Source organism: Bacillus sp. 05T21 (assembly GCF_056396785.1).
Map to the genome: position 1 here is coordinate 124,330 of NZ_JBFTMD010000010.1, position 23,844 is coordinate 148,173.

General features: G+C 34.3%; 26 protein-coding genes. 5 read left to right on the top strand and 21 right to left on the bottom strand.

Annotated features, from left to right (window positions below; translation table 11 throughout):
- Positions 1-10: 10 nt before the first annotated feature.
- The gene (locus tag AC1DKZ_RS18645) at positions 11-904 is read right to left on the bottom strand and encodes a mechanosensitive ion channel family protein (protein WP_427279730.1); all 894 of its coding nucleotides are present in this window, start codon (positions 902-904) and stop codon (positions 11-13) included.
- Between the two features lie 521 nt (positions 905-1,425).
- On the opposite strand from AC1DKZ_RS18645, the gene AC1DKZ_RS18650 reads away from it, so the two are divergent.
- Positions 1,426-1,875 carry an NUDIX hydrolase gene (locus tag AC1DKZ_RS18650; RefSeq protein WP_476996826.1) on the top strand — a complete coding sequence of 150 codons (450 nt, stop codon included), beginning with the start codon at positions 1,426-1,428 and terminating at the stop codon, positions 1,873-1,875.
- Between the two features lie 35 nt (positions 1,876-1,910).
- On the opposite strand, the gene AC1DKZ_RS18655 is transcribed toward AC1DKZ_RS18650, so the two are convergent.
- From AC1DKZ_RS18655 to asnB, 10 genes are all read right to left on the bottom strand, one after another.
- Positions 1,911-2,459 carry a cysteine hydrolase family protein gene (locus tag AC1DKZ_RS18655; protein WP_476996827.1) on the bottom strand — a complete coding sequence of 183 codons (549 nt, stop codon included), beginning with the start codon at positions 2,457-2,459 and terminating at the stop codon, positions 1,911-1,913.
- 256 nt (positions 2,460-2,715) lie between these two features.
- Complete coding sequence (locus tag AC1DKZ_RS18660) at positions 2,716-2,886, bottom strand: hypothetical protein (protein ID WP_374108389.1); 171 nt, start codon at positions 2,884-2,886, stop codon at positions 2,716-2,718.
- A 151-nt stretch (positions 2,887-3,037) separates the two neighbouring features.
- Positions 3,038-3,526: a putative periplasmic lipoprotein gene (locus AC1DKZ_RS18665; RefSeq protein WP_016092680.1), complete on the bottom strand. Its 489-nt coding sequence runs from the start codon at positions 3,524-3,526 to the stop codon at positions 3,038-3,040.
- Between the two features lie 260 nt (positions 3,527-3,786).
- Complete coding sequence (locus tag AC1DKZ_RS18670) at positions 3,787-4,434, bottom strand: nitroreductase family protein (RefSeq protein WP_002012699.1); 648 nt, start codon at positions 4,432-4,434, stop codon at positions 3,787-3,789.
- A 98-nt stretch (positions 4,435-4,532) separates the two neighbouring features.
- Positions 4,533-5,408, bottom strand: coding sequence for a D-amino-acid transaminase (gene dat / locus AC1DKZ_RS18675; RefSeq protein WP_219302168.1), 876 nt, complete (start codon positions 5,406-5,408; stop codon positions 4,533-4,535).
- A 132-nt stretch (positions 5,409-5,540) separates the two neighbouring features.
- Positions 5,541-6,503, bottom strand: a complete 963-nt coding sequence (locus AC1DKZ_RS18680; RefSeq protein ID WP_431182159.1) for an ABC transporter substrate-binding protein — start codon at positions 6,501-6,503, stop codon at positions 5,541-5,543.
- A gap of 233 nt (positions 6,504-6,736) precedes the next feature.
- A complete protein-coding gene (locus AC1DKZ_RS18685; RefSeq protein WP_476996828.1) occupies positions 6,737-7,738 on the bottom strand; it encodes an N-acetylmuramoyl-L-alanine amidase in 1,002 nt (333 codons plus the stop codon).
- A 106-nt stretch (positions 7,739-7,844) separates the two neighbouring features.
- On the bottom strand, positions 7,845-8,180 hold the full coding sequence (locus AC1DKZ_RS18690) for a hypothetical protein (protein ID WP_012260872.1): 336 nt from the start codon (positions 8,178-8,180) through the stop codon (positions 7,845-7,847).
- Positions 8,181-8,225: 45 nt separating this feature from the next.
- A complete protein-coding gene (locus AC1DKZ_RS18695; protein WP_002085863.1) occupies positions 8,226-8,585 on the bottom strand; it encodes a GNAT family N-acetyltransferase in 360 nt (119 codons plus the stop codon).
- A 91-nt stretch (positions 8,586-8,676) separates the two neighbouring features.
- Positions 8,677-10,578 (bottom strand): asparagine synthase (glutamine-hydrolyzing), encoded by a 1,902-nt coding sequence (asnB, locus tag AC1DKZ_RS18700; RefSeq protein ID WP_476996829.1) that lies wholly within the window; start codon positions 10,576-10,578, stop codon positions 8,677-8,679.
- 217 nt (positions 10,579-10,795) lie between these two features.
- Here asnB and AC1DKZ_RS18705 point away from each other — a divergent pair, with 217 nt between their 5' ends.
- Positions 10,796-11,263, top strand: a complete 468-nt coding sequence (locus AC1DKZ_RS18705; protein ID WP_002012708.1) for an Hsp20/alpha crystallin family protein — start codon at positions 10,796-10,798, stop codon at positions 11,261-11,263.
- Between the two features lie 36 nt (positions 11,264-11,299).
- On the opposite strand, the gene AC1DKZ_RS18710 is transcribed toward AC1DKZ_RS18705, so the two are convergent.
- On the bottom strand, positions 11,300-11,887 hold the full coding sequence (locus AC1DKZ_RS18710; RefSeq protein ID WP_002141632.1) for an SCO family protein: 588 nt from the start codon (positions 11,885-11,887) through the stop codon (positions 11,300-11,302).
- A 335-nt stretch (positions 11,888-12,222) separates the two neighbouring features.
- Here AC1DKZ_RS18710 and AC1DKZ_RS18715 point away from each other — a divergent pair, with 335 nt between their 5' ends.
- Positions 12,223-13,197, top strand: coding sequence for an MBL fold metallo-hydrolase (locus tag AC1DKZ_RS18715; RefSeq protein ID WP_476996830.1), 975 nt, complete (start codon positions 12,223-12,225; stop codon positions 13,195-13,197).
- A 188-nt stretch (positions 13,198-13,385) separates the two neighbouring features.
- Here the strand turns inward: AC1DKZ_RS18715 and AC1DKZ_RS18720 are convergent, their stop codons facing one another.
- The 4 genes from AC1DKZ_RS18720 to AC1DKZ_RS18735 all read right to left on the bottom strand — a co-directional run bounded on the left by AC1DKZ_RS18720 (position 13,386) and on the right by AC1DKZ_RS18735 (position 15,942).
- Complete coding sequence (locus AC1DKZ_RS18720) at positions 13,386-14,228, bottom strand: DegV family protein (RefSeq protein ID WP_431182155.1); 843 nt, start codon at positions 14,226-14,228, stop codon at positions 13,386-13,388.
- 153 nt (positions 14,229-14,381) lie between these two features.
- Entirely contained in the window at positions 14,382-14,633 is a 252-nt protein-coding gene (locus AC1DKZ_RS18725; RefSeq protein WP_002012715.1) for a DUF2535 family protein, read from the bottom strand.
- Between the two features lie 328 nt (positions 14,634-14,961).
- On the bottom strand, positions 14,962-15,705 hold the full coding sequence (gene tatC / locus AC1DKZ_RS18730) for a twin-arginine translocase subunit TatC (RefSeq protein ID WP_431182198.1): 744 nt from the start codon (positions 15,703-15,705) through the stop codon (positions 14,962-14,964).
- A 57-nt stretch (positions 15,706-15,762) separates the two neighbouring features.
- On the bottom strand, positions 15,763-15,942 hold the full coding sequence (locus tag AC1DKZ_RS18735) for a twin-arginine translocase TatA/TatE family subunit (protein ID WP_002012719.1): 180 nt from the start codon (positions 15,940-15,942) through the stop codon (positions 15,763-15,765).
- Between the two features lie 209 nt (positions 15,943-16,151).
- Here AC1DKZ_RS18735 and trhA point away from each other — a divergent pair, with 209 nt between their 5' ends.
- A complete protein-coding gene (trhA, locus tag AC1DKZ_RS18740) occupies positions 16,152-16,808 on the top strand; it encodes a PAQR family membrane homeostasis protein TrhA (protein WP_476996831.1) in 657 nt (218 codons plus the stop codon).
- 37 nt (positions 16,809-16,845) lie between these two features.
- On the opposite strand, the gene AC1DKZ_RS18745 is transcribed toward trhA, so the two are convergent.
- The 5 genes from AC1DKZ_RS18745 to AC1DKZ_RS18765 form a co-directional block, all read right to left on the bottom strand.
- Positions 16,846-17,565, bottom strand: coding sequence for a lysophospholipid acyltransferase family protein (locus AC1DKZ_RS18745; RefSeq protein ID WP_431182154.1), 720 nt, complete (start codon positions 17,563-17,565; stop codon positions 16,846-16,848).
- Positions 17,566-17,676: 111 nt separating this feature from the next.
- Positions 17,677-18,312: an FMN-dependent NADH-azoreductase gene (locus AC1DKZ_RS18750; protein WP_476996832.1), complete on the bottom strand. Its 636-nt coding sequence runs from the start codon at positions 18,310-18,312 to the stop codon at positions 17,677-17,679.
- A 238-nt stretch (positions 18,313-18,550) separates the two neighbouring features.
- The gene (pbpC, locus tag AC1DKZ_RS18755) at positions 18,551-20,536 is read right to left on the bottom strand and encodes a penicillin-binding protein 3 (protein WP_219302162.1); all 1,986 of its coding nucleotides are present in this window, start codon (positions 20,534-20,536) and stop codon (positions 18,551-18,553) included.
- A 156-nt stretch (positions 20,537-20,692) separates the two neighbouring features.
- On the bottom strand, positions 20,693-21,181 hold the full coding sequence (locus tag AC1DKZ_RS18760; protein ID WP_000637202.1) for a dihydrofolate reductase: 489 nt from the start codon (positions 21,179-21,181) through the stop codon (positions 20,693-20,695).
- A 19-nt stretch (positions 21,182-21,200) separates the two neighbouring features.
- Positions 21,201-22,157, bottom strand: coding sequence for a thymidylate synthase (locus AC1DKZ_RS18765; RefSeq protein WP_061673895.1), 957 nt, complete (start codon positions 22,155-22,157; stop codon positions 21,201-21,203).
- Positions 22,158-22,355: 198 nt separating this feature from the next.
- Between AC1DKZ_RS18765 and AC1DKZ_RS18770 the strand changes: the two genes are divergently transcribed.
- Positions 22,356-23,813 (top strand): serine hydrolase, encoded by a 1,458-nt coding sequence (locus tag AC1DKZ_RS18770; RefSeq protein WP_476996833.1) that lies wholly within the window; start codon positions 22,356-22,358, stop codon positions 23,811-23,813.
- Positions 23,814-23,844: the final 31 nt, after the last annotated feature.

Genomic DNA, 23,844 nt, shown 5'->3' on the forward strand with positions numbered 1-23,844 from the left:
CTAGTTTTCATTAACTGTCTGATAAAGATTGTCCCACATGGATATGCTGTAAACTTTCAGTGTTAACGAACATATTCGCTGCTGGCATTTGCACTTGATTTTTATGGAACATAGACATTAATTCAAATCTTACTTGTCTGGAAGTTTCAAAATAATCTTCAGGTTTAATCAAACCTGTAATACAAAATTCATATCCAACATATTTAAGGTTAGGATTTAAGTCTGTAACTCCAACATATTTAAATGGTTCAACAGCTTCATCATCTACTCTATAAAGATTTTGGTCCAATTTTTCATTACAAATAACACATACTTCTTCTAACAATTCCTTAACTCTTGTAGGATCTTCCTGATAACTTACCGTGATGCGTTCAATAACTCGCATCCACCCTTTATTAAAATTCTGTATCGTTCTAATCTCTCCATGTGGTATGGTAAGGAGCTTCCCTGACCATTCACGAATTTGCATAAAACGAATACTAATTTCCTCAATAGTTCCTGAATTTGTTCCGTTAAAAGTTACAAAATCGCCAACACGAAACTCTTTGTCCGCTAATCTTGCGAAGCCTAATATGACATCTTTTAGCATCTGTTGTGCAGCAAAACCGATGACAACTCCCGCTATCCCTGCACCTGCAATAATACTTTTTATATCTACAAATTGACTAATTAAATATATGATCAGACTGATGATAATGATATATCTAAAAATAGATCGAATAACACTTTGAATCGTCTGCTCTACCTCTTCATCAAAAAAGCTTGATTTTTTAAAAAACCAATCAATAATGCGGTTTATGACAAAAGAAATAATGATAAGAACTAAAGCAAATAGTAAAAATCTTAAAAGTAAAAATTCCCTTACATAATTAAAAAACTCTTCAGTATACGTTAATAAACTCATCCATCCACTTCCTTACTAATGAAAATTTCATGCAGAGCTACTCTATTTTAAATACACATTTATCATCTCAACACTTGTTTTCGAAACATCTTTTATCCTGATCTTAAATCGTACTTTCTTAACTATGTATTTGTATTCATTGTTCATCTTCAACAATATAACCATTTCATCAATCTTTCAACTTCAGATGTCCTTTTCTATTCACTATAAATATACCCTTTTTAATACCCTAAAGGGAGATTACAATAGAATTTTTTATAAAATGAAACTTTAATCAGTGGGGTTTTTGTTCATCTCCCACTGATTATTAGCCCTCACCAATCGGGCATTTACGGGCAGCAGGGCTTCCACCTAACTTCTTTGCTCCAGCCGAATTTTGAGGTAGAAGTTTTACTGCCCACAAATAGCGGGATAAACGCCTTTCTTTTAAATCCGCAATACTCACTTCATTACAAGGAAAATATTCATATGACACCGAATAGTTCATTTGAATATATTTTTACTCGCGGAGGTTACTAACAATGGGATATATTGAAGAACTAAGAAAAGTTGTTGGATCAAGACCACTCAATCTAGCAGGAGTTGCTGTAGCTGTTTTCAATGAACACGGTCAAATATTACTACAACAAAGACGAAATGGCATTTGGAGAGTTCCTGGAGGTTTTGTGGAACTTGGTGAATCCACAGAAGAAGCTGGGAGACGAGAAGTGCTTGAAGAAACAGGTATTGAAATTGGTACACTTCAGTTAGTAAGTGTATTTTCAGGTAAAGAATTTTTTGTACAATTACCAAATGGAGATGAATTTTATCCTATTACAATCGCATACCTTTGCAAAGACATTACAGGTGGTTTGTTAAAAGCAGACGAAGCTGAATCATTACATGTACAATTTTTTGATTTAAATGGGCTACCAAAAAAGATTAGCCCGTTCATTAAAAAGTTAATTCAACAGCAAGTCGTCTCTATTTAAATGTGAAAAAGAGACCTTTTGAAGGCCTCTTTTTTTCACTTCACTTCTGCATTTAAACAAGATTTAAAATGTCCAAGTGCATATTCATGCCCTTGCGCATTAAAAGATGCTACTGCTTTTTCATAAACGACAATTTGAAACCCTTTGTTATAAGCATCTACTGCTGTATGAAGGACGCAAATATCTGTACATACACCTACAAGATGCACTTCCTCTATTCCTCTTTCTCTTAGCTTCATTTCTAAATCCGTTCCTGCAAAAGCACTGTAACGTGTTTTGTCCATGTAATATACATTTTCAGCATTTTTATATTTTTCGTATACTTCTTGTAATTCACCGAATAAGTCTCTTCCATTTGTATCTGCTATATTATGAGGTGGAAACAATTTCGCTTCTGGATGATATACATCATTGTCTTCATGTTTATCAATCGCAAACACTACATAATCTCCATCTTCAATATACTGCTTCGTTATATGCACAAGTTCTTTCTCAATTTCTTGACCTGGCTTCCCGCAAGTTAAAGCACCTTTTTCAGCTACAAAATCATATGTATAGTCGATATTAATAAGAGCTCGTTTCATTACTACTATCTCTCCTTCTTCTGTTTCACAGTAAACAATAGAAAATTTGTTATTACGACATCGTATGTACTATTCGACATTTCAAATGAAATCCCTACATTTCCAACTCAATACTTACCTTAATCCGAGTTTATCATAAAGTGAAACTTTAATCATAGGGGGGGGGCCATCCCCCTATGATTATTATCCTTCACCAATCGGGCTTTTACGGACAAGTTGATCTCCCACCTAACTTCCTCACATGTGGGTAGGGGTCTTACTGCCCGCAAATAGCGGGATAAAACCGATACACAATGACAAAGCATACAGCTCCAATTAACAAGTCATGAATGTGATAATTGAGCGTAACTTCAACCGCCTCTTGTAAAGTAAACCAAATGACCGAAAACATTATAATAAATAAGAAAATACGAATAACTCGTTTCAAACTTTCAATCCCTTCCTCTTACATGATAGTAAAGAATAAGTTCTTCCTATTCATTCGTACTAGAAAGTGAAACAAATTATTCTCAACAACCTAATCCTATCCAAATTAAAAAGTACACTACCACTTTAAGTAATGTACTTTTTATCCATAATTAAGACGCAGGCTTTGTTTCAAACGTTGCTTGATTAAAGCTAATGACTTTTCCTTTCGGGTCATTGTTTTCAAACTGAGCTGCAGTAATCGTATGACTACCTGTCTCAAGCGTCTTTTCTTTTAATTGTACTGTTGTCTGTGTTGTACTAGTTACTTGATGTTTATCTGCAAATATTTGATCTACAAATACAAATGTTTCTTTATCGTTTTGAAAATTGGAAAGTTCTAATTCGACTTGCTGAATTAAAGTATCCTTTTTTATGAATACAGTTGGTATATTGCCATTTTCAGAAGTACCATCTGGAGTAGTTACTTTTACTTTCCCTTCTCCGATTGGCACTGCTCCTTCAGGAAATACGACCATATTCTCATCACTTGCATTTACAACTTGTTCTTCCTGGTTTGACTGTGCATCCTCTTTTTCCTTTGGAGTACCACAGCCTACTAATAACAATACAGACAATCCAGCGATTATGAATTTCTTCAAAATTCATTCCCCCTGTTATTTCATTATAATTTATTATACAAAAATAACTTCTTGATTTTAAAACTAGTTTTTAACACTTTCATGAACAAATATTAGCTTGCTCACGATTACTGTACCATACTTTCATTTTAAGAACATTAATTTTTTTAAAGAAATAAATAGTAATTCCAATCTATTCATCATTTTAGCCCAATTTACTAAAAAAATATCCATTCAAAATAAAAAGACATTGTCATTTCAATGTCTTTTCTACATAACATTTAGAAAATAAATGTTGTAATCTCATCAACTTCTTTTCGAGAAAGTTTCTTCGGCTTATCTTTCGGAAACCCGAGTGAAATTACCATATTAATTTGTTTTTGAGGCTCAATTTGTAAATATTGTCGCAGTTCATCTTGAGCTAATAATACAGGTCCTGTCATTGGACAAGTACCCAGTCCTCTCGCATGTGCAGCCAACATTAAGTTTTGTGCTGCTAAACAGCTACTCTTAATTCCTTCCTCTTCCCATACTGAATCAGGAACGAAGGCAATTGGATCAAATATCTTTTCACGAAACTTTGATTCATATGGTGTTGCCAAACATACGATTAATACTGGCGCCTCAGAGAAAGCTGTCGCATATGGACCGAAAGAACGTGTAAGTAATTTCCCTGCTTTCTCTTCTCCATTTTCTGCTGCTTTTGCCGCAAGTTTATGTAATGCATCCCATGTCATTTGTTCAATTTCTTTAATTTTCTCTCGGTTCATAATGACCAAGAACTCCCACGTTTGTGAGTTCGTATCACTCGGTGCATAACGAGCACAATCAATAATTTCTTTTATATCACTAGTGGATACTTCTTGTTCTGTAAACTTTCTAACACTTCGTCTACCGTGAATTACTTCTTTAAAATCTTCATAATTCATATATTAAATCCCCTTTTTACAGCGTTTTCAAAACTTGTCCTATGGTTGAATTATATCATGAAAAAAAGCTGGGGGAATACCAGCTTTTTCCCTCATTATTAATTTGTCACTTTAAACAAATTAATACTTTCTTCATATGCAGCTTGTAGTTTTTTCGTAATTGGTCCTCTTTCGCCGCTTCCAAACTTCTCATCACCAATTTGAACAACAGGGAATATTTCAAGTGGTGTCGCTGTAAAGAAACATTCGTCAGCCTCGTATACTTCTTGCAATGAGAATTCACGCTCTTCCACTTCAATATGTAAAGCTTTCGCTAATGTAATAACGTAGTGACGAGTAATGCCGTGTAGAATGAAATTATCGGCCGGATGTGTAATTAATTTATTATTTTTCACCATAAAGAAATTCGAATGACACCCTTCTGTTACAACTCCATCTCGTACTAATATCGCTTCTTGATACCCTTGCTCGTTTATTTTATTTTTAATCATGATATTAGGTAGAAGGTTTAAAGATTTTATATGACAGAACTTCCAGCGTATATCCTCTTCTACAGTAACCTTTATTCCTTGTTCCATAGTAGCGGTAGGTCTTGGAAACAAAACAATATTCGCAAAATATGTTGGCTGTAAATCTTTTTCATACACATGATTTCGAGCTTGAGCTCCACGTGATATTTGAAGATACACATTCCCATCCTCTTGAAATTGATTTCTTTCAATCATTTGATGAAGTTCTTCAACTAACTCTTCCTTTGTAAACGGCGGAACAATATTTATTTCCCTCATAGATTTAAAAAAGCGTTCCAAATGTAAGTCTAATAAATGAGGCTTCCCATCGTATAACCTAAACACCTCATATATACCATCACCAAATTGAAAGCCCCTCTCCTCTAATGGGACCATCGGCTGTTCTTCCTTCGTATTCACAATTCTTCCGTTAAATAAAATCCAATCTTTATGAGTAGCTTTCATTCCTTCCCACTCCTTTATTCCATAATTGATTTTATTGTACAACTTATCCACACTTAAAAGAAGGAATTTTCTGTATTTAACTAAACAAAAAAAGTACATCACCTATTTAAAGTGATGCACTCAACCATTCATTTATTTCAGAAAATATTTTTCAATATCATCTAACATTAAGTTTGCAGCTTTAATACCGCCTGCTGTATTCCAAATTACTTCATCCACTTGGAATACTTTATTGTCTTTAGAAGCCTGCAGCTGCTTAAAGAGTGGGTCTTCTGTCCATTCTTTTGCTAACGTGGTTCCTTCGTTATTCTTATCTGCATCTTTATCAGATGTGAAGTAGAATATGTAGTCCCCATCCATATTCGGAATTTGCTCTTTTGTAATTCCTTTTATCGCAAATTCATCTTTATCTTGTAGTGGTGGTCGCTTAAATCCAATATCATTTAAAACAGCACCTGAGAATGAGTTTTTCTGATAAATACGAACGTCACCTGGTACGAAGCGAATAATAGAAACTTTAGAATTCAATTTATCTCCTAACTTCTCTTTCATTCCTTCAATACGTTTTTTATAATCTTCAAGAGCCTTTTGCCCTTCTTTTTCTTTATTTACAGCTTTTGTATAGAGTGTAAAGTTTTCCTTCCAATCCCCGCGCAATGTTTCAGCGTATACAGTTGGCGCTATTTCGTTCAATTGCTCATATATTTTTTCATGACGCATTTTATTCCCGATAATTAAATCCGGCTTAAGCTTCATAACTGCCTCTAAATTAATATCACGCTCAGTTCCTACAACTTTCGTATCTTTTAAATCTTTCGCTAAATGAGGATACCATTCATCACCAGCACGTGGTTTTGTAGTTCCAACTGGCGTTACTCCAACAGCTAAAAGTGCCTCCGCACCCTCATTTGTTAAAACAACTACTTTTTTAGGTGTACCATTTACTGTTGTTTCACCCATTGCATGCTTTACAGTATACGAATCTTTTGCTTTAGCTGATGGATCATTTCCTTTTTTCTCTTCTTTGCTACACCCTGCGATTATTACCATAAGTATCATAATGCATAACATAAATATTTTTTTACTATGTACCATATGTCCCCCTAGATGAAATTGATTATCATTAACAATTAAAGGTTAATGTATATTACATACATTGTCAATGTATATCAGAAAACTTTTTTAATATATACATTTTAGATTCTATCCGCTATTCAAATGTTTATTTTTAAAATAAAGTATATAAGTATGAAAACAATAAACGTTCTTAAAATGCGTATCTACGTTATACATAAATACGCATTCATATTACATCATAAATTTATTTCCTAATATTGATTATATTTAATATATGATGGATCATTATACACCCACTGATTTCCACCAAGGTTCAACCAACCGTTTTGATTAATATATACTAAATAAGATTCCGGATTATTTAATTTACGAATAACTGAAGAAGATGTTGATGGACCACTTCTTAAATTCACATTTGTTCCTTGTATATATGCAACACCAATTGCGCTTCCATCACTATTGCTCGTCTTTACAAAATTAATATACGAAGGGTCATTATACACCCATTGTCCATTTCCTAAGTCTAACCATCCGTTACTTTCCTGATATACGACATACGATTCTGGGGCGTTTAGTTGACGAATAACTGAAGAAGACATTGATGGGCCACTTCTTAAATTCACATTTTTCCCAAGTATATAGGCAATCCCCTTCGTTTGTGGTGTTGGCTGTGGGTTTGGAGGTTGTGGATTTGGAGGATTCGGATTTGGAGCTACTCCAAAAATAGCTGCTATTCCGTTTGCATACGCTTGGCTTAGATCTTCGATAAATTGTGGATTTTTCAATAAATTAGCATCAAACGTTGTATCAATAAAGGCAGTCTCTGTTAAAATTGCATCCATTGCAGTCTCTCTTAGTACCGCATAATTTGCTTTTTTGGCTCCTCGGTCACGAAGACCGTATTTTGTTAATACAGGATTGACTGCTGCATGCATCTTTTGTTGCTTTTCATATGCGGAACTACTATTAGATAGCGCATTGTAAATATAACTTTCAAATCCAGTTCCACCGCCACTATTAATGTGAAATGAGATAAAATAATCTGCACCAAATGAATTAGCAATATTAGCACGTTCTGATAAAGAGATAAACACATCACTATCACGTGTCATTTTAATATTGATTGGATAATTTGCAGATAAAATATCTCGCACACGTCTAGCAATTTGAAGTGTTAACTCTTTTTCCACTAACCCATTACCAACAGCACCAGAATCATATCCACCATGCCCTGCGTCTATAACAAGTTTCATATATCTATTTCATTCCTTTCTTTATTGTAATAAGCTTTCATTCCTACTCGTCCTATTTTATGTTAATTGTACAAGTTCCGTTACAAGTACAAATAAAAAAACCCCCTTATGTAAGGCGGTTTCTATCGCTTTGCTTTAGCCAATTTAAAATGAATATATACGATTGATAATGGATGTAACGTATGCAAAATAAAAGAAATAAAAGAAATATCCCACCGCCGCTATATAGCAACCCAAACTTCAAAAAAATGTTCAAAAGAGGTGGGAAATACGTTATGTTTTGCAATACAAATAGCATACAAAACAAAATTAAAAATACGGGAATATATTGTAATTCATATGGTCTTCTCTTCTTATACATTCTTTTCCGAATAAAAGTCTGGCATAGTTCTGCTACTATAAAACAACCTCCAACTAATACAAGACCAGAAGTTATCGTCATACGTCCACCTACCTTATATTCATATCATCACCTAATCAATATTCACTATATTTTCTTTACATATATTCCATTTCCCTCAATAAAACCAGATCCCTCTATGAAAGATTTAGCTTGTTCAGTAAACATCTCTTGCAATACTTTTATTTCTTTCACATTTCTCTGTTTCATCATTTCTTCAAATGTAAAATACGTATTTGTCCCGTATCCATAACCTTGATAATCAAAATGAATAATTAACTGTGACAAAATAGCACTCTCTTCTTGAACGCTATAATCTATTACGCCAATATATGTATCATCAACTTTTACACAATACTGAACCTTTTTCTCATCTAAGCTGTGTGAGTGAAACATTTCTTTTACAGCGCTTTCATTTTCTGTATTTACTTTCTCAAACGTAATCATATGTTGTCCATCCTTTTACTATTATTGTATCAATAATAAATGCAATTTATGAAAAAAACCTTAAGATCGAATGCGACCTTAAGGTTTTTTATTAAACTAAGCTATACGCACGCTTTGTTTCTTCGTGGAACTTATTCGTATCGTATTTATGCTCAACATAAATTTGATGCCATACCATAAACGCAAGTACAGTCCAAATTTTACGGCTATAATCGCCTTTATCTGCACAATGTGCTTCCAGTAAGTTTAATACATACTGTTTTTCGATTAAATGCTCAGTTTTGCTTTCTTTAATAATATTTACAGCCCAATCGTGCATTTCATCTTTTAACCAGTGACGAATTGGTACTGGGAATCCAAGCTTTTTACGATCTAACACGTGATCCGGAACAATTCCACGAGCAGCTTCACGTAATATAGCTTTCGTTGTTCCGTTTGCAATTTTAAATTCTGTCGGAATTTTAGATGCAACGTCAAATACTTCTTTATCTAAGAACGGTACACGAAGTTCTAATGAATTTGCCATCGTCATTTTATCAGCTTTTAATAAAATATCGCCGCGTAACCATGTGAACATATCAATGTACTGCATTTTACTTACATCATCATAATCTTTAATTTCGTTATACAATGGTTTCGTGATATCCATATAGTTAACACTTTCATCGTAATACTTCATTAATTCAGCTTTCTCTTCTTCACGGAAGATTTTCGCATTTCCATAGTAACGCTCTTCGATTGGCGTACATCCACGCTCTAAGAAGCTTTTTCCTTTAAACCCTTCTTTAAGAGCACCACTTAATGCCTTTAGAACACTCTTTCCTGGGCTAGGAATGTAAGAGAACATTTTTAACGAGTTTGGCTCACGATAAATGTTATATCCACCAAATAGCTCGTCTGCACCTTCACCAGAAAGAACAACCGTTACATGTTTACGCGCTTCTTTCGCAACGAAATACAATGGTACAGCTGCGGGATCCRCTAAAGGATCATCCATATGCCAAATGATTTTTGGGAACTCATCCATAAATTCTTGCGCTGTAATGAATACGTTATGGTTTTTAACTCCTAATTTCTCAGCAGTTTCTTTCGCAACATCAACTTCACTGAAACCACGTTGTTCGAAACCAATAGAGAATGTTAATAGATTTGGATTCATTTCTCTTGCGATAGAAGCAATAATAGATGAATCAATACCACCAGATAAGAAAGAACCTACTGGTACATCACTACGCATATGTACTTTTACAGAATCGTATAATACATCACGAATTGCTTGGATATGCTCCTCTTTCGTTGCGCTTGAAGCGTTGAAATAAGGATTCCAGTAGCGATGGATTTCCATCTCTTTACCGATTTCTTTTACGAAGTAATGACCAGGCTCAATTTTGTTAACATCAATTGTTAATGTTTCTGGCTCTGGACCATATTGGTACGTAAAGTAGTGTTGTAGTGACTTTGGGTTTACCCCTTTGTCTTCCATTACATGCATAATACTTTTCTTCTCAGATGCGAAGAATGTAGTATCACCTTGTTGTGCGATGTATAAAGGCTTAATACCGAAGTGGTCACGTGCACCGAAAAGTGTCTTTTCTTCACGATCCCAAATCATAAATGCGAACATACCACGAAGGTAGTCTACACATTTTTCTTTCATATGTGCATACAATGCAATGATAACTTCTGTATCAGATTGTGTAGCAAAAGTTGCACCTTTTTCAAGTAACATTTCACGTAGTTCTACATAATTGTAAATTTCACCATTAAAAATAATTACATATCGATCATTTTCATAAGTTAACGGCTGATGTCCTGCCTCTAAGTCAATGATACTTAAACGGCGGAAGCCAAATTGTACATGTTCATCACGAAAATATCCTTCGTCATCTGGACCGCGGTGGAAAATCATCGTGTTCATATTTTCAAATTGATGTTTTTCTGTTTCTGAAAACTCTCTAGGGTTTTCACATAAACATCCTACAAAACCACACATACTTCTTACCCTCTTTCAGTTTTCATTCTGTCTCAATACTACTATATCAACCCTATTTATACTAGCATAATCAACTGAATATGGCGACCAAAAACTATAAAAAACTCACTCCATTTCACATTTTTAACATTTTTTTATGAAAACATGAAAACTAGGCACTCACCTTTCTCCGCTTTTGTCATATGATATTGCAAATTGATTTCTAGGAGGTAATACCATGAGTGAAGAAAAAAAAGATTCTTCTCGCCCACCGGTTCGTAATTATTTAAAACAAATTGATGATTTTTTCGAACAAACACCTCTCCGTGGCGTAATTGCTGATTTAAATCATTTTTTCCAAAAAGGAAACCGTTTATTAACATTCCCAGTAGATTTATACGAAGTTGGTGACGAACTCGTCGTTACAGCCGAACTACCAGGTATACAAAAAGAACAAATTCAAATTGAAATACAAAGCGAATACTTAAAAGTCTCTGTAAAAGAAGATATACTTGAAGAGACGGAAGAAGAACAGACATCTCATAACTATTATCGCCGAGAACGTTCCATTTCAGAAGCGTCAAGAATTATTAAGTTACCATATTTAATTAATAAAAAAGCAACGAAAGCTTCTTATCAAAACGGTGTATTAGAAATTCGCGCACCGAAATTACCACAACAGCATGACATATTATCCATAGACTGAATACTAATAAAAGAAGGGTGCTAAGCACCCTTCTTTTTAATCAGCTAATCGCTTCATATCACGTATAATATCTTCGTATGGCGTATTGCTAATGCCGCTATACTTTTTCATTACTTTTCCATTTTGATCGACTAAGAAAAATGATGTACCGTGTATTACTTGCCCATTCTCTGGTTTATCTACAAGCGATTGGAAGTTATCTTTTGAAAACTTTGTAATATCCTCCAGTGAATAACCTGTTAACAAGTTCCAATTACTTGTATCCTCTGTAAACTTTTGAATGAATGCTTTCAAATTTTCTGGTTTATCAAGTTCAGGGTCTACACTAAACGAAACAAACTGAACGTCTAATTTCTCTTCCTTAGCCATTTTCTGTAATTTCGCCATATTAGCAGTCATTGGCGGACAAACTGTTTGACAGTTTGTAAACATGAAATCTGCTACCCAAACTTTCCCTTTTAAATCTTTTGTACCAAACGGCTTTCCTTCTTGATTTGTAAATTGGAAAGTTTCTAAATCCCAGTTTAACGGTTTACGGAGTTTTGCCCCTGAACTGCTACAACCTGCAAGTACAAAGAGACAAAATACAACCATAAGACCAATTAACTTTTGATAACGCTTCATTATTAAACCTCTTTTCTCTATCCTTAATTTATGTAAGTTATGTATATCATAACAAAAGTAAACACTATGAGAAAATTGTTTACATCATTTGTTCACGAAATCGTACGAATTTACGTATGTTACTTCTTTATTTCAAGCGAATTACTAGACAAAATATATTTTACTACTATTATTTCTCTAACCATTATTTGCGAAACGAAGTTCATTGTTAAATTTGTAAATAAATCCCCCTATTTTTTTACAATTACTTAAACATTAATCCATGTTAAACACTGTATTCCTTAACAACATTTCGGTACAATACAACTACAACGATTTTAAATGAGGTGATGTTCATGGCAAAGCGCTATGAAAATATGGATAATGCAAGTACAAAAAAATTAATTCGCTCCTTCTTACGTTGGCGTAAAGAGAGAAAGCAAAACAAAAAAGACTTTTCTTTTTTAGTAGAACAATCACCTGTTAAACAAAGTAAATTTCTACTAAATAACTTTGAAAAAACGACTGTCACATGGATTGGTCATTCAACTTTTCTCATTCAAACGAACGGCTTAAATATTTTAACAGATCCAGTATGGGCAAATAAATTAAAGTTAGTTCCACGACTTACTGAGCCCGGGCTCACTATAAAAGAACTACCTAACATCGATATCGTTCTTATTTCACACGGTCATTACGATCATTTAGACTTTTCATCTCTTCGTCAACTAAATGATGATGCCTTATACCTTGTTCCTACTGGGCTAAAAAAATTATTTACTCGTAAAAAATTCACCAATGTAGAAGAATACAACTGGTGGGAAAGTACAACAATTGATGAAGTCTCTTTTCACTTCGTACCTGCCCAGCACTGGACGAGAAGAACATTATTTGATATGAACACCTCTCACTGGGGAGGATGGATCATTGATAATATGACTTCTTCAGAAACCATTTATTTTTGTGGTGATAGTGGTTATTTCCAAGGATTTAAAGAGATCGGCAAACGTTTTTCAATCGATATTGCACTTATGCCAATTGGTGCCTATGAACCAGAATGGTTTATGAAAGTGTCTCACGTTTCACCAGAAGAAGCTGTGCAAGCCTATCTAGATATAAAAGCTACACATTTCATTCCCATGCACTACGGTACTTTTGCTTTAGCAGATGAAACACCAAGGGAAGCAGTAACACGACTACGAAATAACTGGAATTTACGAATGCTACCGTGGGAACAGCTACATGTTCTCTTTTTAGGTCAAACTTTCACTTATAGCCCTATTGTCCCAGTTAAAGAACCAGCAAAAATCACAGAAACTTCTCATGTATAATAGTACTAATTTTTGCGAGTAATTTATCATATACTTTAAAAAATTGAAAAGGGTGTTTTCCATGAAAGATTATTTACAGACTCGCTATATAATTAGCGGTAGCGCCTGTATTGCCCTTCTCATTTCTTATTTTCTGTCCTGAAATAATAAAAAAGCTACTTGAAAATTCATTTCAAGTAGCTTTTTTATTACTCTGCTAAATACATAAAACCAATTGCTCCTGGTCCTGTATGAGTACTGATAACTGGTGTTGTATAGAAAATCTCTGATTGAGTGAATCCATTCACTTTTTCCACAGCAGCTTTTACACTTTCTGCTAAAGGAATTGCTTTAGCATGTGGAATCGCAACAGCTTTCACCACTTTTCCAGCAGTATCTTCCTCGAATAGTTTAGCCAACGTTTTTACAATCTGCCCTTGGCTACGTACTTTCGTTACCGGATTATATACGCCGCCTTCTAAACTTGCAATTGGTTTAATATTAAGTAAAGAACCAATAAGTGCCTTACCTTTACCGATGCGTCCACCTTTTACTAAGTTTTCTAATGTATCTACGATTACGTATAAACGAGTATTTTTTCTCACTTCATCAATACGTTTTAAAATAACTTCTAATGAGCTTCCTTCTCTTGCCATTTTAGCAGCCTCAATTACTTGATATGCTAACGCATGGCTAATGAATTGAGAGTCAACAACTGTTACTTTCGTATCTGCCATTGATGCAGCGCTATTTGCTGTTGCAACTGTGCCACTCATTCCACCTGTCATATGAATGGAAAGTACTTCACTTCCATCTTCCCCTAACTTTTCATACATTTCTACAAATGTACCCATAGCTGGTTGTGATGTTTTTGGTAATTCTTCTGATTTCGCCATTTCTTCAATAAATTCATCTGGTTGTAAATCAACGCGATCTAAGTATGTTTGTCCATTTACAGAAATAGATAATGGTAAAACATGAATATCATACTTCTCAATTATATCTTTTGATAAATCTGCCGTTGAATCTGTTACAATTTTAATTTTTTGCATATTATATTCTTCCCTTTCCAATACGCTCTCCCTGTTATTATACTAGCATTCCCGATGCTTTCAACAATTTCGAATGAATTTCACCAAATTAATTATATTTTTATACCTAAAATAAAAAAGACAGAGCTTATCTAACTCTGTCCCTGCTGTGTATTATGCATTCTTTTCAAGAGTATTTGTCTTATATACATTTGAATAATCATTCCACTTCAAACAACTTTGTAAATATTCACGGAAAGAGTACGAGAATCTTGGGTTTTTATGTTTTTGAATTTTCGCAATAAACAATTGAAGACGAGACTGAATTAGAAACGCTAATGGATGCTGTGTTTGTAGGACAGGGATTTCAAATATTTTAATACAATTCCCTGTTGCATGAGTGAAATAAAAACTTTTCGTAATCACAATATCAATCCTCTTTTTCGTTGGATTTTTGAACTTCTTCCACTTTATTCTTTAACACGTTTTTTAGTGTAGGTTTCCTATGAATACTAAAATATCCTTAAGCTGCCCCATTTAGAAGTTAATACTTCATTTATATCCACCTAATTCGACCCCTGTCCTATATATCCTTTGAGACGGGAGTCTTATTATCCATATATAGCTTGATAACTTCAGTATAAACTTATAAAAATGAAAAGTTTGTCTAAATTTTGGAGATTCTATAATTTTTTCCTTCTATATATTGTATACAATTATAGCTAGAGTATAACAAATAAATTAAAAAGTGCCTTTATAACGAGGCACTTTTCGAATGTATTTCTTCTTCTCTTTTCTGTTTTCGTTTACTAACTATCTTTGATAAAGCGATACTGATTTCATAAATACAAATAAGCGGTACCGCTACTAAACTATGTGATAAAAAATCTGGCGGCGATATACATGATGCAATTATAATCAACACGACATAAGCATATCTTCTTATTTTTTGAAGAAATTCTGCCGTTAGAAGACCTATACTCGTTAAAAACATAACAACTACAGGTAATTCAAATATAACAGCAAACGGAACTGTTAAATTTAATACGAAATGAAAATATTTTTCCGTTGTAAACATCGTATTAAACATTTCATTACCAATTGTAGTTAGGAAATGAAATAAAAATGGCATGACGATAAAATAACCGAAAGATAGGCCTGCTATAAATAATATAGACAATACCGGTATATACATTAATGTCATTTTTTGTTCATTGGGATGTAAACCTGGTTTTACAAATAACCAAATTTGTATCGCAGCAAAAGGAATTGTACAAACGATAGCAAATACTGTAGCAATCGAGAAAAAAATCCACAACACATCACTTGGACCGAGAACAGTTAATTTCATTGGTAAATCTTTTACAAGCCAAAAATAAATATCCTTCGTAAAAGTAAATCCAATAATTAAAAATAATACAAAGGATAATACTGTATATATTACTCGTTTGCGAAGCTCAACAATATGTTCTACTACGCTCATTTCCCGATCTTCCATCTCGTTCACCACACTTTATTTATCCATTCCGAGAAAAACTTCAGCATATTCTTTTATTTATTTATTTTTTTCTTTCTCTTGAAATGCCTCATCAGTCAATTCTTTTGTTGATTTTTTAAATTCTTTTAACGTTTCCCCTAAAGCTTTCCCAATTTCCGGTAACTTTTTGGGGCCAAATAAAATTAACACTGCTACTAAAATTAAAATTAACCCTGGAAAGCCAATATTTGAAAACATTTCCCCATCCCCTTCATACGTAGATTCCTTGTCCTACTATTCCATAAGTTCATTTTGTCAAAAAATTTCGTAAACGTCAATGTATCCGTTGTCTTTTGTCAAAAAAATTCGAAAATATAATCAATTGAATATCATTTTCTATTCCTTTTGTATATGATATGGTTAAGGAAAATATAACTTATCTCAATACAGTGAAAGGGATTAACATTATGACGCAAAAAATTAAAAGAATGACCCAATTTGTAAAAGAAGAAATTGCGAATGCAATTACCCATGGTATCGGTGCCATTTTAAGCATCCCTGCCTTAATCATATTAATTATTCATGCTTCCAAACATGGCACAGCATCTGCTGTTGTTGGCTTTACCGTTTATGGCGTAAGCATGTTCTTGCTATACTTATTTTCTACACTGTTACATAGTATCCATCATCCAAAAGTAGAAAAGTTATTTACCATTTTAGATCACTCCGCCATATATTTATTAATTGCCGGCACGTATACACCATTTCTACTCATTACACTGCGTGGCCCGCTCGGTTGGACTTTACTCGCAATTATTTGGACCCTTGCGATTGGTGGCATTATTTTCAAAATCTTCTTTGTTCGTCGCTTTATTAAAACATCAACATTATGTTATATCATTATGGGCTGGCTCATGATCGTTGCCATTAAACCCCTTTATGAAAATTTAACCGGTCACGGCTTCTCACTACTATTAATAGGCGGCATTTTGTATTCTGTCGGAGCTATATTCTTCCTTTGGGAAAAGCTTCCGTTCAATCATGCCATTTGGCATCTCTTCGTACTAGGCGGTAGTACAATGATGTTTTTCTGCGTACTGTTTTATGTCTTACCCGCAGCATAAAAAAAGTTTCAGCTTGTTTAAGCTGAAACTTTTTTTATTACTTATGTAATTGAGATGCAATAATATCTTTTGTATGCTGGGTTAACTCTTTAGCATCCATACTTGCATATTCTTCAGGTGTAATTGGCTTAGAAATTGTTAATGTTGCATGAGCTGGTTTCATACGATTTCCATTAGCCTCAAAAATCTTATATGTACCATCTAAAGTTACTGGTAATATAGATACGCCAGATTTTACAGCAAGGTGAAAACTCCCTGCTTTAAACTCACCGATTTCGCCACCCTTACTTCTCGTTCCCTCTGGAAAAATCACGATAGAATGCCCGCTCTTTAACAGTTCAATTCCATCTTTAATTGCCTTAAGAGATTGACGACGATCGCTGCGGTCCATAAACACACAATTCATTAATTCCATCCATGTTGGCACAACCGGAAACTTTTTAATTTCCGCTTTTGAAACGAATCCAATTGGCTTATTTAAGTAACCTAGTAACACAGGAATATCCATATTACTTTGATGATTACTTACAACTAGCACCGGCTTGTCTTTCGGAACATTTTCAAGTCCCTTTACTTCTACAGTCGATCCAGTTACACGCACCATTTTCTTACCAAACCAGTTTGTTGTTTTATACACAACACTATCTTTTTCTTGCGGTGACATCGCATTTGCTTTTCTTTTTATACGCCACAACCTTGGCGTAATCGCAATTACGATTAAAATTAAATAAAAGATTTTAAAAAACGTTTGAATCATACAGAACCCCCACCTATTATCATTCCGACCTTCATTATACTAGACAAACGAAGGAAAAAGAAGAAAAAATGTCCAAACAACAAGTGTTTGGACATTTTGAAGTTTTCTATATTAGAAACGTTTTGCTAATTCGCGTGCACTTGCAATTGCTGCTTCTTTAATGTCTTGTGCTTTTTCAGGATTTRCATTCATTCCTTCAACTGCAATATATTCAGTGTCTGATACACCCATGAATCCTAATACTGCATTTAAATGATTGCGACCGAAGTCCATAGATGCGTATGCTCCTTCAGAGTAAACGCCGCCTGTAGCTTGAATATGAAGTGCTTTTTTTCCTTCTAGTAAGCCAACTGGACCATTTTCAGTATATTTGAATGTTTTACCTGCGATTGATAAGTTATCTAAGTATGCTTTCACTACTGCTGGGTAGCTGAAGTTCCACATTGGAGTCACGAATACATAACGATCTGCATGCATAAATGTTTCTAAGTTATTGTTCATTGCTGCAACTTTTTGTTGCTGATTTTCACTTAAAGCTTCGAGTCCTTCGCCTGCTGCAAATTTACCCCAAGCAGCGAATACGTCTGCATCGATTGCTGGTACAGTTGTATTGAATAAATCAATTGTTACAACTTCGTCTTGTGGATGTTCGTTTTTATATGCTTCGATGAAAGCTTCCCCTACTGCCATACCGAAAGAACCTTCTGCTGAATTTGGATTTGCTGTAATAAATAGTACTTTTGTCATTGTATTATCTCCCTTTTTCTAATTTATCTTTAACTCGAGACTTATTATTTTATAGTAAATAACTTACCTTATGTAAGTATAATACAAAAAGTTTTAATGACTGTCAATAAAAATAGCTACTTTTTTTTCGTAAGTTAATAAGTTATATTATTTCAGTTAGTTTTTGTATACAAATATTAAGGTTTTAATCAAATAAAAAACTATCTCCATATTTCATGGAGATAGTCTTCTTCAATTACTACTTTTGAAAAACATGTTTCACTTTTTCAGCCGGAATATTACTTCCACCTCTACCTTTTACATCTTCAATCATCATTGTAATGACCATATCAGGTGAATTTAAATCAAACGCAGCGAACCAACCTAGTTCTTTTCCTTCTGCCTCTTTTGATACTTTTAATTCTGCTGTTCCTGTTTTACCAGCAAGGGTCATACCATCAATTTTCGCAATTTTCCCCGTACCATCTGGATCGTTAATTACTTTCGTTAAAGCCGTTTTCAATATATCTTGATTTTCTTTAGAAATCACGTTCTCTTTCCAAGCTTTTGGTTGTTTATCTGTTTTAATAAGATATGGCGATGGAATCTTTCCATCATTTACAATCGGTGCATACGTTAAAGCTAAATGAAGAGGAGTCATTAAGACTTGTCCTTGTCCATATCCTGTATCTGCCATTTGAATATCATTTTTTATGCCATCATTTGCGATTTTAGAAGCTGGGAATCCGTATTCAATTGGTAATTTCTCATCAAATCCGAATTTTTTCGCCTCAGCCATAAATTTATCTTTTCCAATTTTCAAAGCTTCTTGTGCGAAATAAATATTATCCGAGTATTTCATTGCCTTATCAAAATCAATCGGATTTGCATCTTTTACACGTGTTACGTAATAATTGCCCCAAGAAGAATCTTTCGTCCATTTCAGTCCTTCAATTTTCAATTCTTCTTTTGGATCGATTGTTTTTGTTTCAAGACCAATTGCACCTGTAATTGGCTTAAATACAGAACCTGGTACCGATAATTGTGTAAATCGATTCGTCATCGGTTTTTTCGGGTCATTATTCCAAGCCTCGCGTTGTGCTTTTGATGTTCCTCGTGCAATTAAATTAGGATTATAAGCTGGACTACTTACAAGAGCAATTGTTTCTCCACTTTTCGGATTAATTGCCGCACTTGAACCAGCTTCTCCCTTCATTTCATTATACGTTTTTTCTTGAACAACACTATCGATAGTTAAAGTTACATTTTCTCCATCAACAGCATCTGTTTTCGCTAAATTTTTAATTTCTTTTCCTTGTGCATCTTCCATGAAGACACGGCCACCTTTTTTCCCGCGTAGCTGTTCTTCCAATACTTGCTCTAATCCAGCTTTACCAACTGGATCATCTGCTTGATAGCCTTTCTTTTGAAGCGTCTTTAAATCTTCAGCATTTACTTTTCCGATATAACCAGTTAAATGCGCTGCCGCTTCTCCTAACGGATATGTACGAACATTTACTGGTTTTGTTGAAACACCTGGTAAATCGATGTACGTATTTTGCGTTGCCCCATCAGGTAAAATTCCAATTGGTACGAGATACCCTGGTTTTACCCATTTAGCAGCTAGTTTTTGATCGATTTCTTCTACAGACATATTTAACAACTTCGCTACTGTTTCTTTCGTTTGCGGAGCAGTAGCGTCTAATTTTTCTGGAACGATTCCGATCTCAGAAGCTTTCCCATTCGTCGCAAGACCTTTTCCATTACGATCGTAAACTTCACCACGTTTTGGTTGCGTCGTTTGCATACGCACTTTACTATCTTTTGTCATGCCAGGGAAAATAAAATCAGGAGTCCAATCTATTTTCCAAGATTCTTTATCTCCATCTTTTTCTTTCACCATTTTTGCTTCATGGCCAAAAGAGATATTACCACCAACTGTATCCATACTTACTTTAAAAGGAACAGGGCCGTTCTCTTTCTTATCCTCTTTTACTTCGCCAGTCTCTACTTTTAAGTTTTTCACTTCTATACCTGCATAAATTTTTTCATATTTCTCTGTGAAATCTTTTTTAGAAATATTCTTTTTTGCATTTTCTGATAATTGATCATACATATCAGCAAATTTTTTCTTATTCCATGCTTTTGCATATGTATCAAACGCTTCTTGTGGTTTTTCTTCTTTACCGCATCCGACTAGCATTAATGCAAAGCAAAGAAAAAGAATCCCCCATATTTTTCTCAACCGATTCTCCTCCTCTTTCTATATGAATACTTTTGAAAATTTTAGCATTTTTCACATGCTACCTTTCATTATAGCACTATTGAATATCATCTATAAACTTACATTTATAAATACAAATAAAAAAATTGATGCGAATACTCACATCAATTTTTATTATTATTGTTGTTTCTCGTATACATGGTAATAATACGTATACGGATTTTTTTCATCCGTTAAACCTTTTTCTACAAAAATCTCTTTCCAATTTGTCATATCCATTTCTGGGAAGAATGTGTCCCCTTCAAATGCGTGGTGGATTTTTGTTATATATAACTTGTCTACATAAGGTAAAAAGAGATCATAAATTTGCGCTCCGCCAAAAATAAAAATCTCTTCTTCATTTTTACATAGTTCAAACACTTCTTCTACAGTATGAGCTACTTCGCAGCCTTCTACATGATACCCTTCATTACGAGTTACAATAATATTACGTCTTCCAGGCAATGGTCTACCAATTGCTTCATAGTTCTTTCTCCCCATAATAAGTGGGTGACCCATCGTCGTTTTCTTTACATACTGTAATTCACTCGGTAAACGCCAAGGTAAGTTATTATCTTTACCAATTACTCTATTCTCGTCCATTGCGACCATAAATGAAACAATCATCTTGTCATCTCCTCTACAATTACACTGCAACCGGTGCTTTAATTGCTGGGTGCGGATCATATCCTTCAATAGTTAAATCTTCCATTTCAAAATCAAACACAGATTTTACATCTGGATTTAATGTAAGTTTCGGGAATGGACGTGGTTCACGTGCCAATTGCTTTTCTACTTGTTCAAAATGATTCGTATAAATGTGTGCATCTCCAATTGTATGAACAAATTCTCCTACTTCAAGACCACATTCATGTGCAATTAAATGTGTTAAAAGTGAATAGCTTGCAATGTTAAATGGAATGCCAAGGAATATGTCACCGCTTCTCTGATATAACTGACAAGAAAGCTTTCCATCTGCTACATAAAACTGGAATAGCGTATGACAAGGCGGTAAAGCCATACTTGGTACATCTTCAGGATTCCAAGCAGAAACAATTAGCCGGCGTGAATCTGGTGTTTTCTTAATCATTTCAATTACATCTTTTAATTGATCAAGTGTCTCACCAGCTGTCGTTTTCCAAGCACGCCATTGCTTTCCGTATACGTCTCCTAAATATCCAAATTTCGTTGAGAATTCATCGTCTTCTAAAACGTTCTTTTTAAACAATTCCATTTGCTCATCGTATTGCTTCTTAAATTCCTCATCTTGTTGTGAGCGAAGACCGAAATCTGTCATATCAGGGCCAGTATACTCATCGCTTTCTACCCAGCTCTTAAACGCCCATTCATTCCAAATATTATTATTATGTTGCAATAAATAACGAATGTTTGTATCACCTTTCATAAACCAAAGCAGTTCACTTGCTACTAGGCGAAATGGGACTCTCTTTGTCGTTAATAAAGGAAATCCTTTACTTAGATCGAAACGCATTTGATATCCAAATACAGATACAGTACCTGTCCCTGTACGATCTTCTTTCTTCGTACCGTGCTCCATTACATGACGGCATAAATTTAAGTATTCATATTCAGCATGTTTCATATGTAGGAAAACCTTCTTTCAATCTTATATGAGATTTATCATAACATGAAAAACAGCGAATTTAATAATCCAAATTAATAAAAATTCTTTCAATATTTCTTACAAAATTATTAACTTTCAATATTAAAAAAGGTTTTCACTTTTCTATTACAGAAAGTATAGTGCGGAACATAAAATTTATATTTGGAGGTTGGAAGCATGTCTAAAATCAAAACTCCTGTTTTAAGTACGTTACAACATAAGGTTGAGAAGATGATGAAAGATTTACACGTTCCTGGCGCTGCTGTAGCTGTTATAAAAGATGGTGAGGTCATTATTTCAGAAGGTTTCGGCTATCGTAACATAGAGAAAAAAGAGGCTGTTACTCCGCAGACACGATTCGCAATCGGTTCTGCGACGAAAGCATTCGGTACACTTTCATTAAGCTTATTAGCACAGCAAAAAAAGTTTAATTGGGATACTCCTATCCAAACTTACGTATCTAACTTCTCTCTATCCGATATGCTCGCTAACTCGCAAGTTACAGGACGAGATTTAGCTTCTCATCGTACTGGGGTAAGTCGTCATGATGCTCTTTGGTACAGCTCTTCTTTAACTCGAAAAGATATAGTAGAAAAAATAAAACATTTATCACTTGATGCTCCGTTCCGCACAGCATTTCTTTATAACAACTTAATGTATGCGACAATTAGTTATATTGTGGAAAATATTACGAATCAAACATGGGAGCAATACGTTACAGAACATATTTTAGAGCCTTTAAATATGAGGCATACAAACTTCTCTGTTACAGACTCACAAAATACAGATGATTATGCTTTACCTTATATTGAAAATGACGGTGAAATAAAAGAAATTCCATTCCGAAATATCGATACAGTTGGAGCGGCTGGATGTATTAATTCTACCATTGAAGATATGGTAAAATGGGTTTTGCTTCATTTAAACGAAGGAAAAATAGAAAATCATGATTTGATTTCTACTGAACTACTCCAAGACATGTATACACCACACACTCCAATCCCGGATCAGCCAATGTTATCAACGAGTGAATCACCATTAAATAGCTATGGACTCGGTTGGTTTATTAGTGCTTACCGCGGTTATAAAATGATTCATCACGGCGGTAATATTGATGGGTTTTCTGCACTTGCGTCATTTATGCCAAACGAAAATATCGGTATTATCGTACTAACAAATTCTGGACAAACTTTACTTCCTACTTATATTACAAAGCATATTTACGATGAACTTCTCGGACTAGAATATATCGACTGGCATGAACGTGCTGTAGAAGATAGTGAAAAAATGAAAGAAATGATGAAAGAGGCAACTACATCACTTCCCGAACCAATAAAAGGGACTACCTCTTCTCATGCATTAGATGACTACACTGGAACTTTTGAGCATCCCGCTTATGGAACACTGAAAGTATACAAACAAGATGATTTCCTACATGTACAATTTATGGATATGGAATTTCAGCTTAAACATCATCATTACGACATCTTCTCAGCATCAATTAGTTTGTTCCAAATGAAAATGGGGCTTTTATTCGCTTATGATATGAATGTAAATGGTGAATTCCCGACTCTTCAATTACACGTACCTGCAACTTTAAGTACTCAGCCTCTTACATTTACGAAAATTAAATAACAAATTAAATAGAGGGAAGATTACTCTTCCC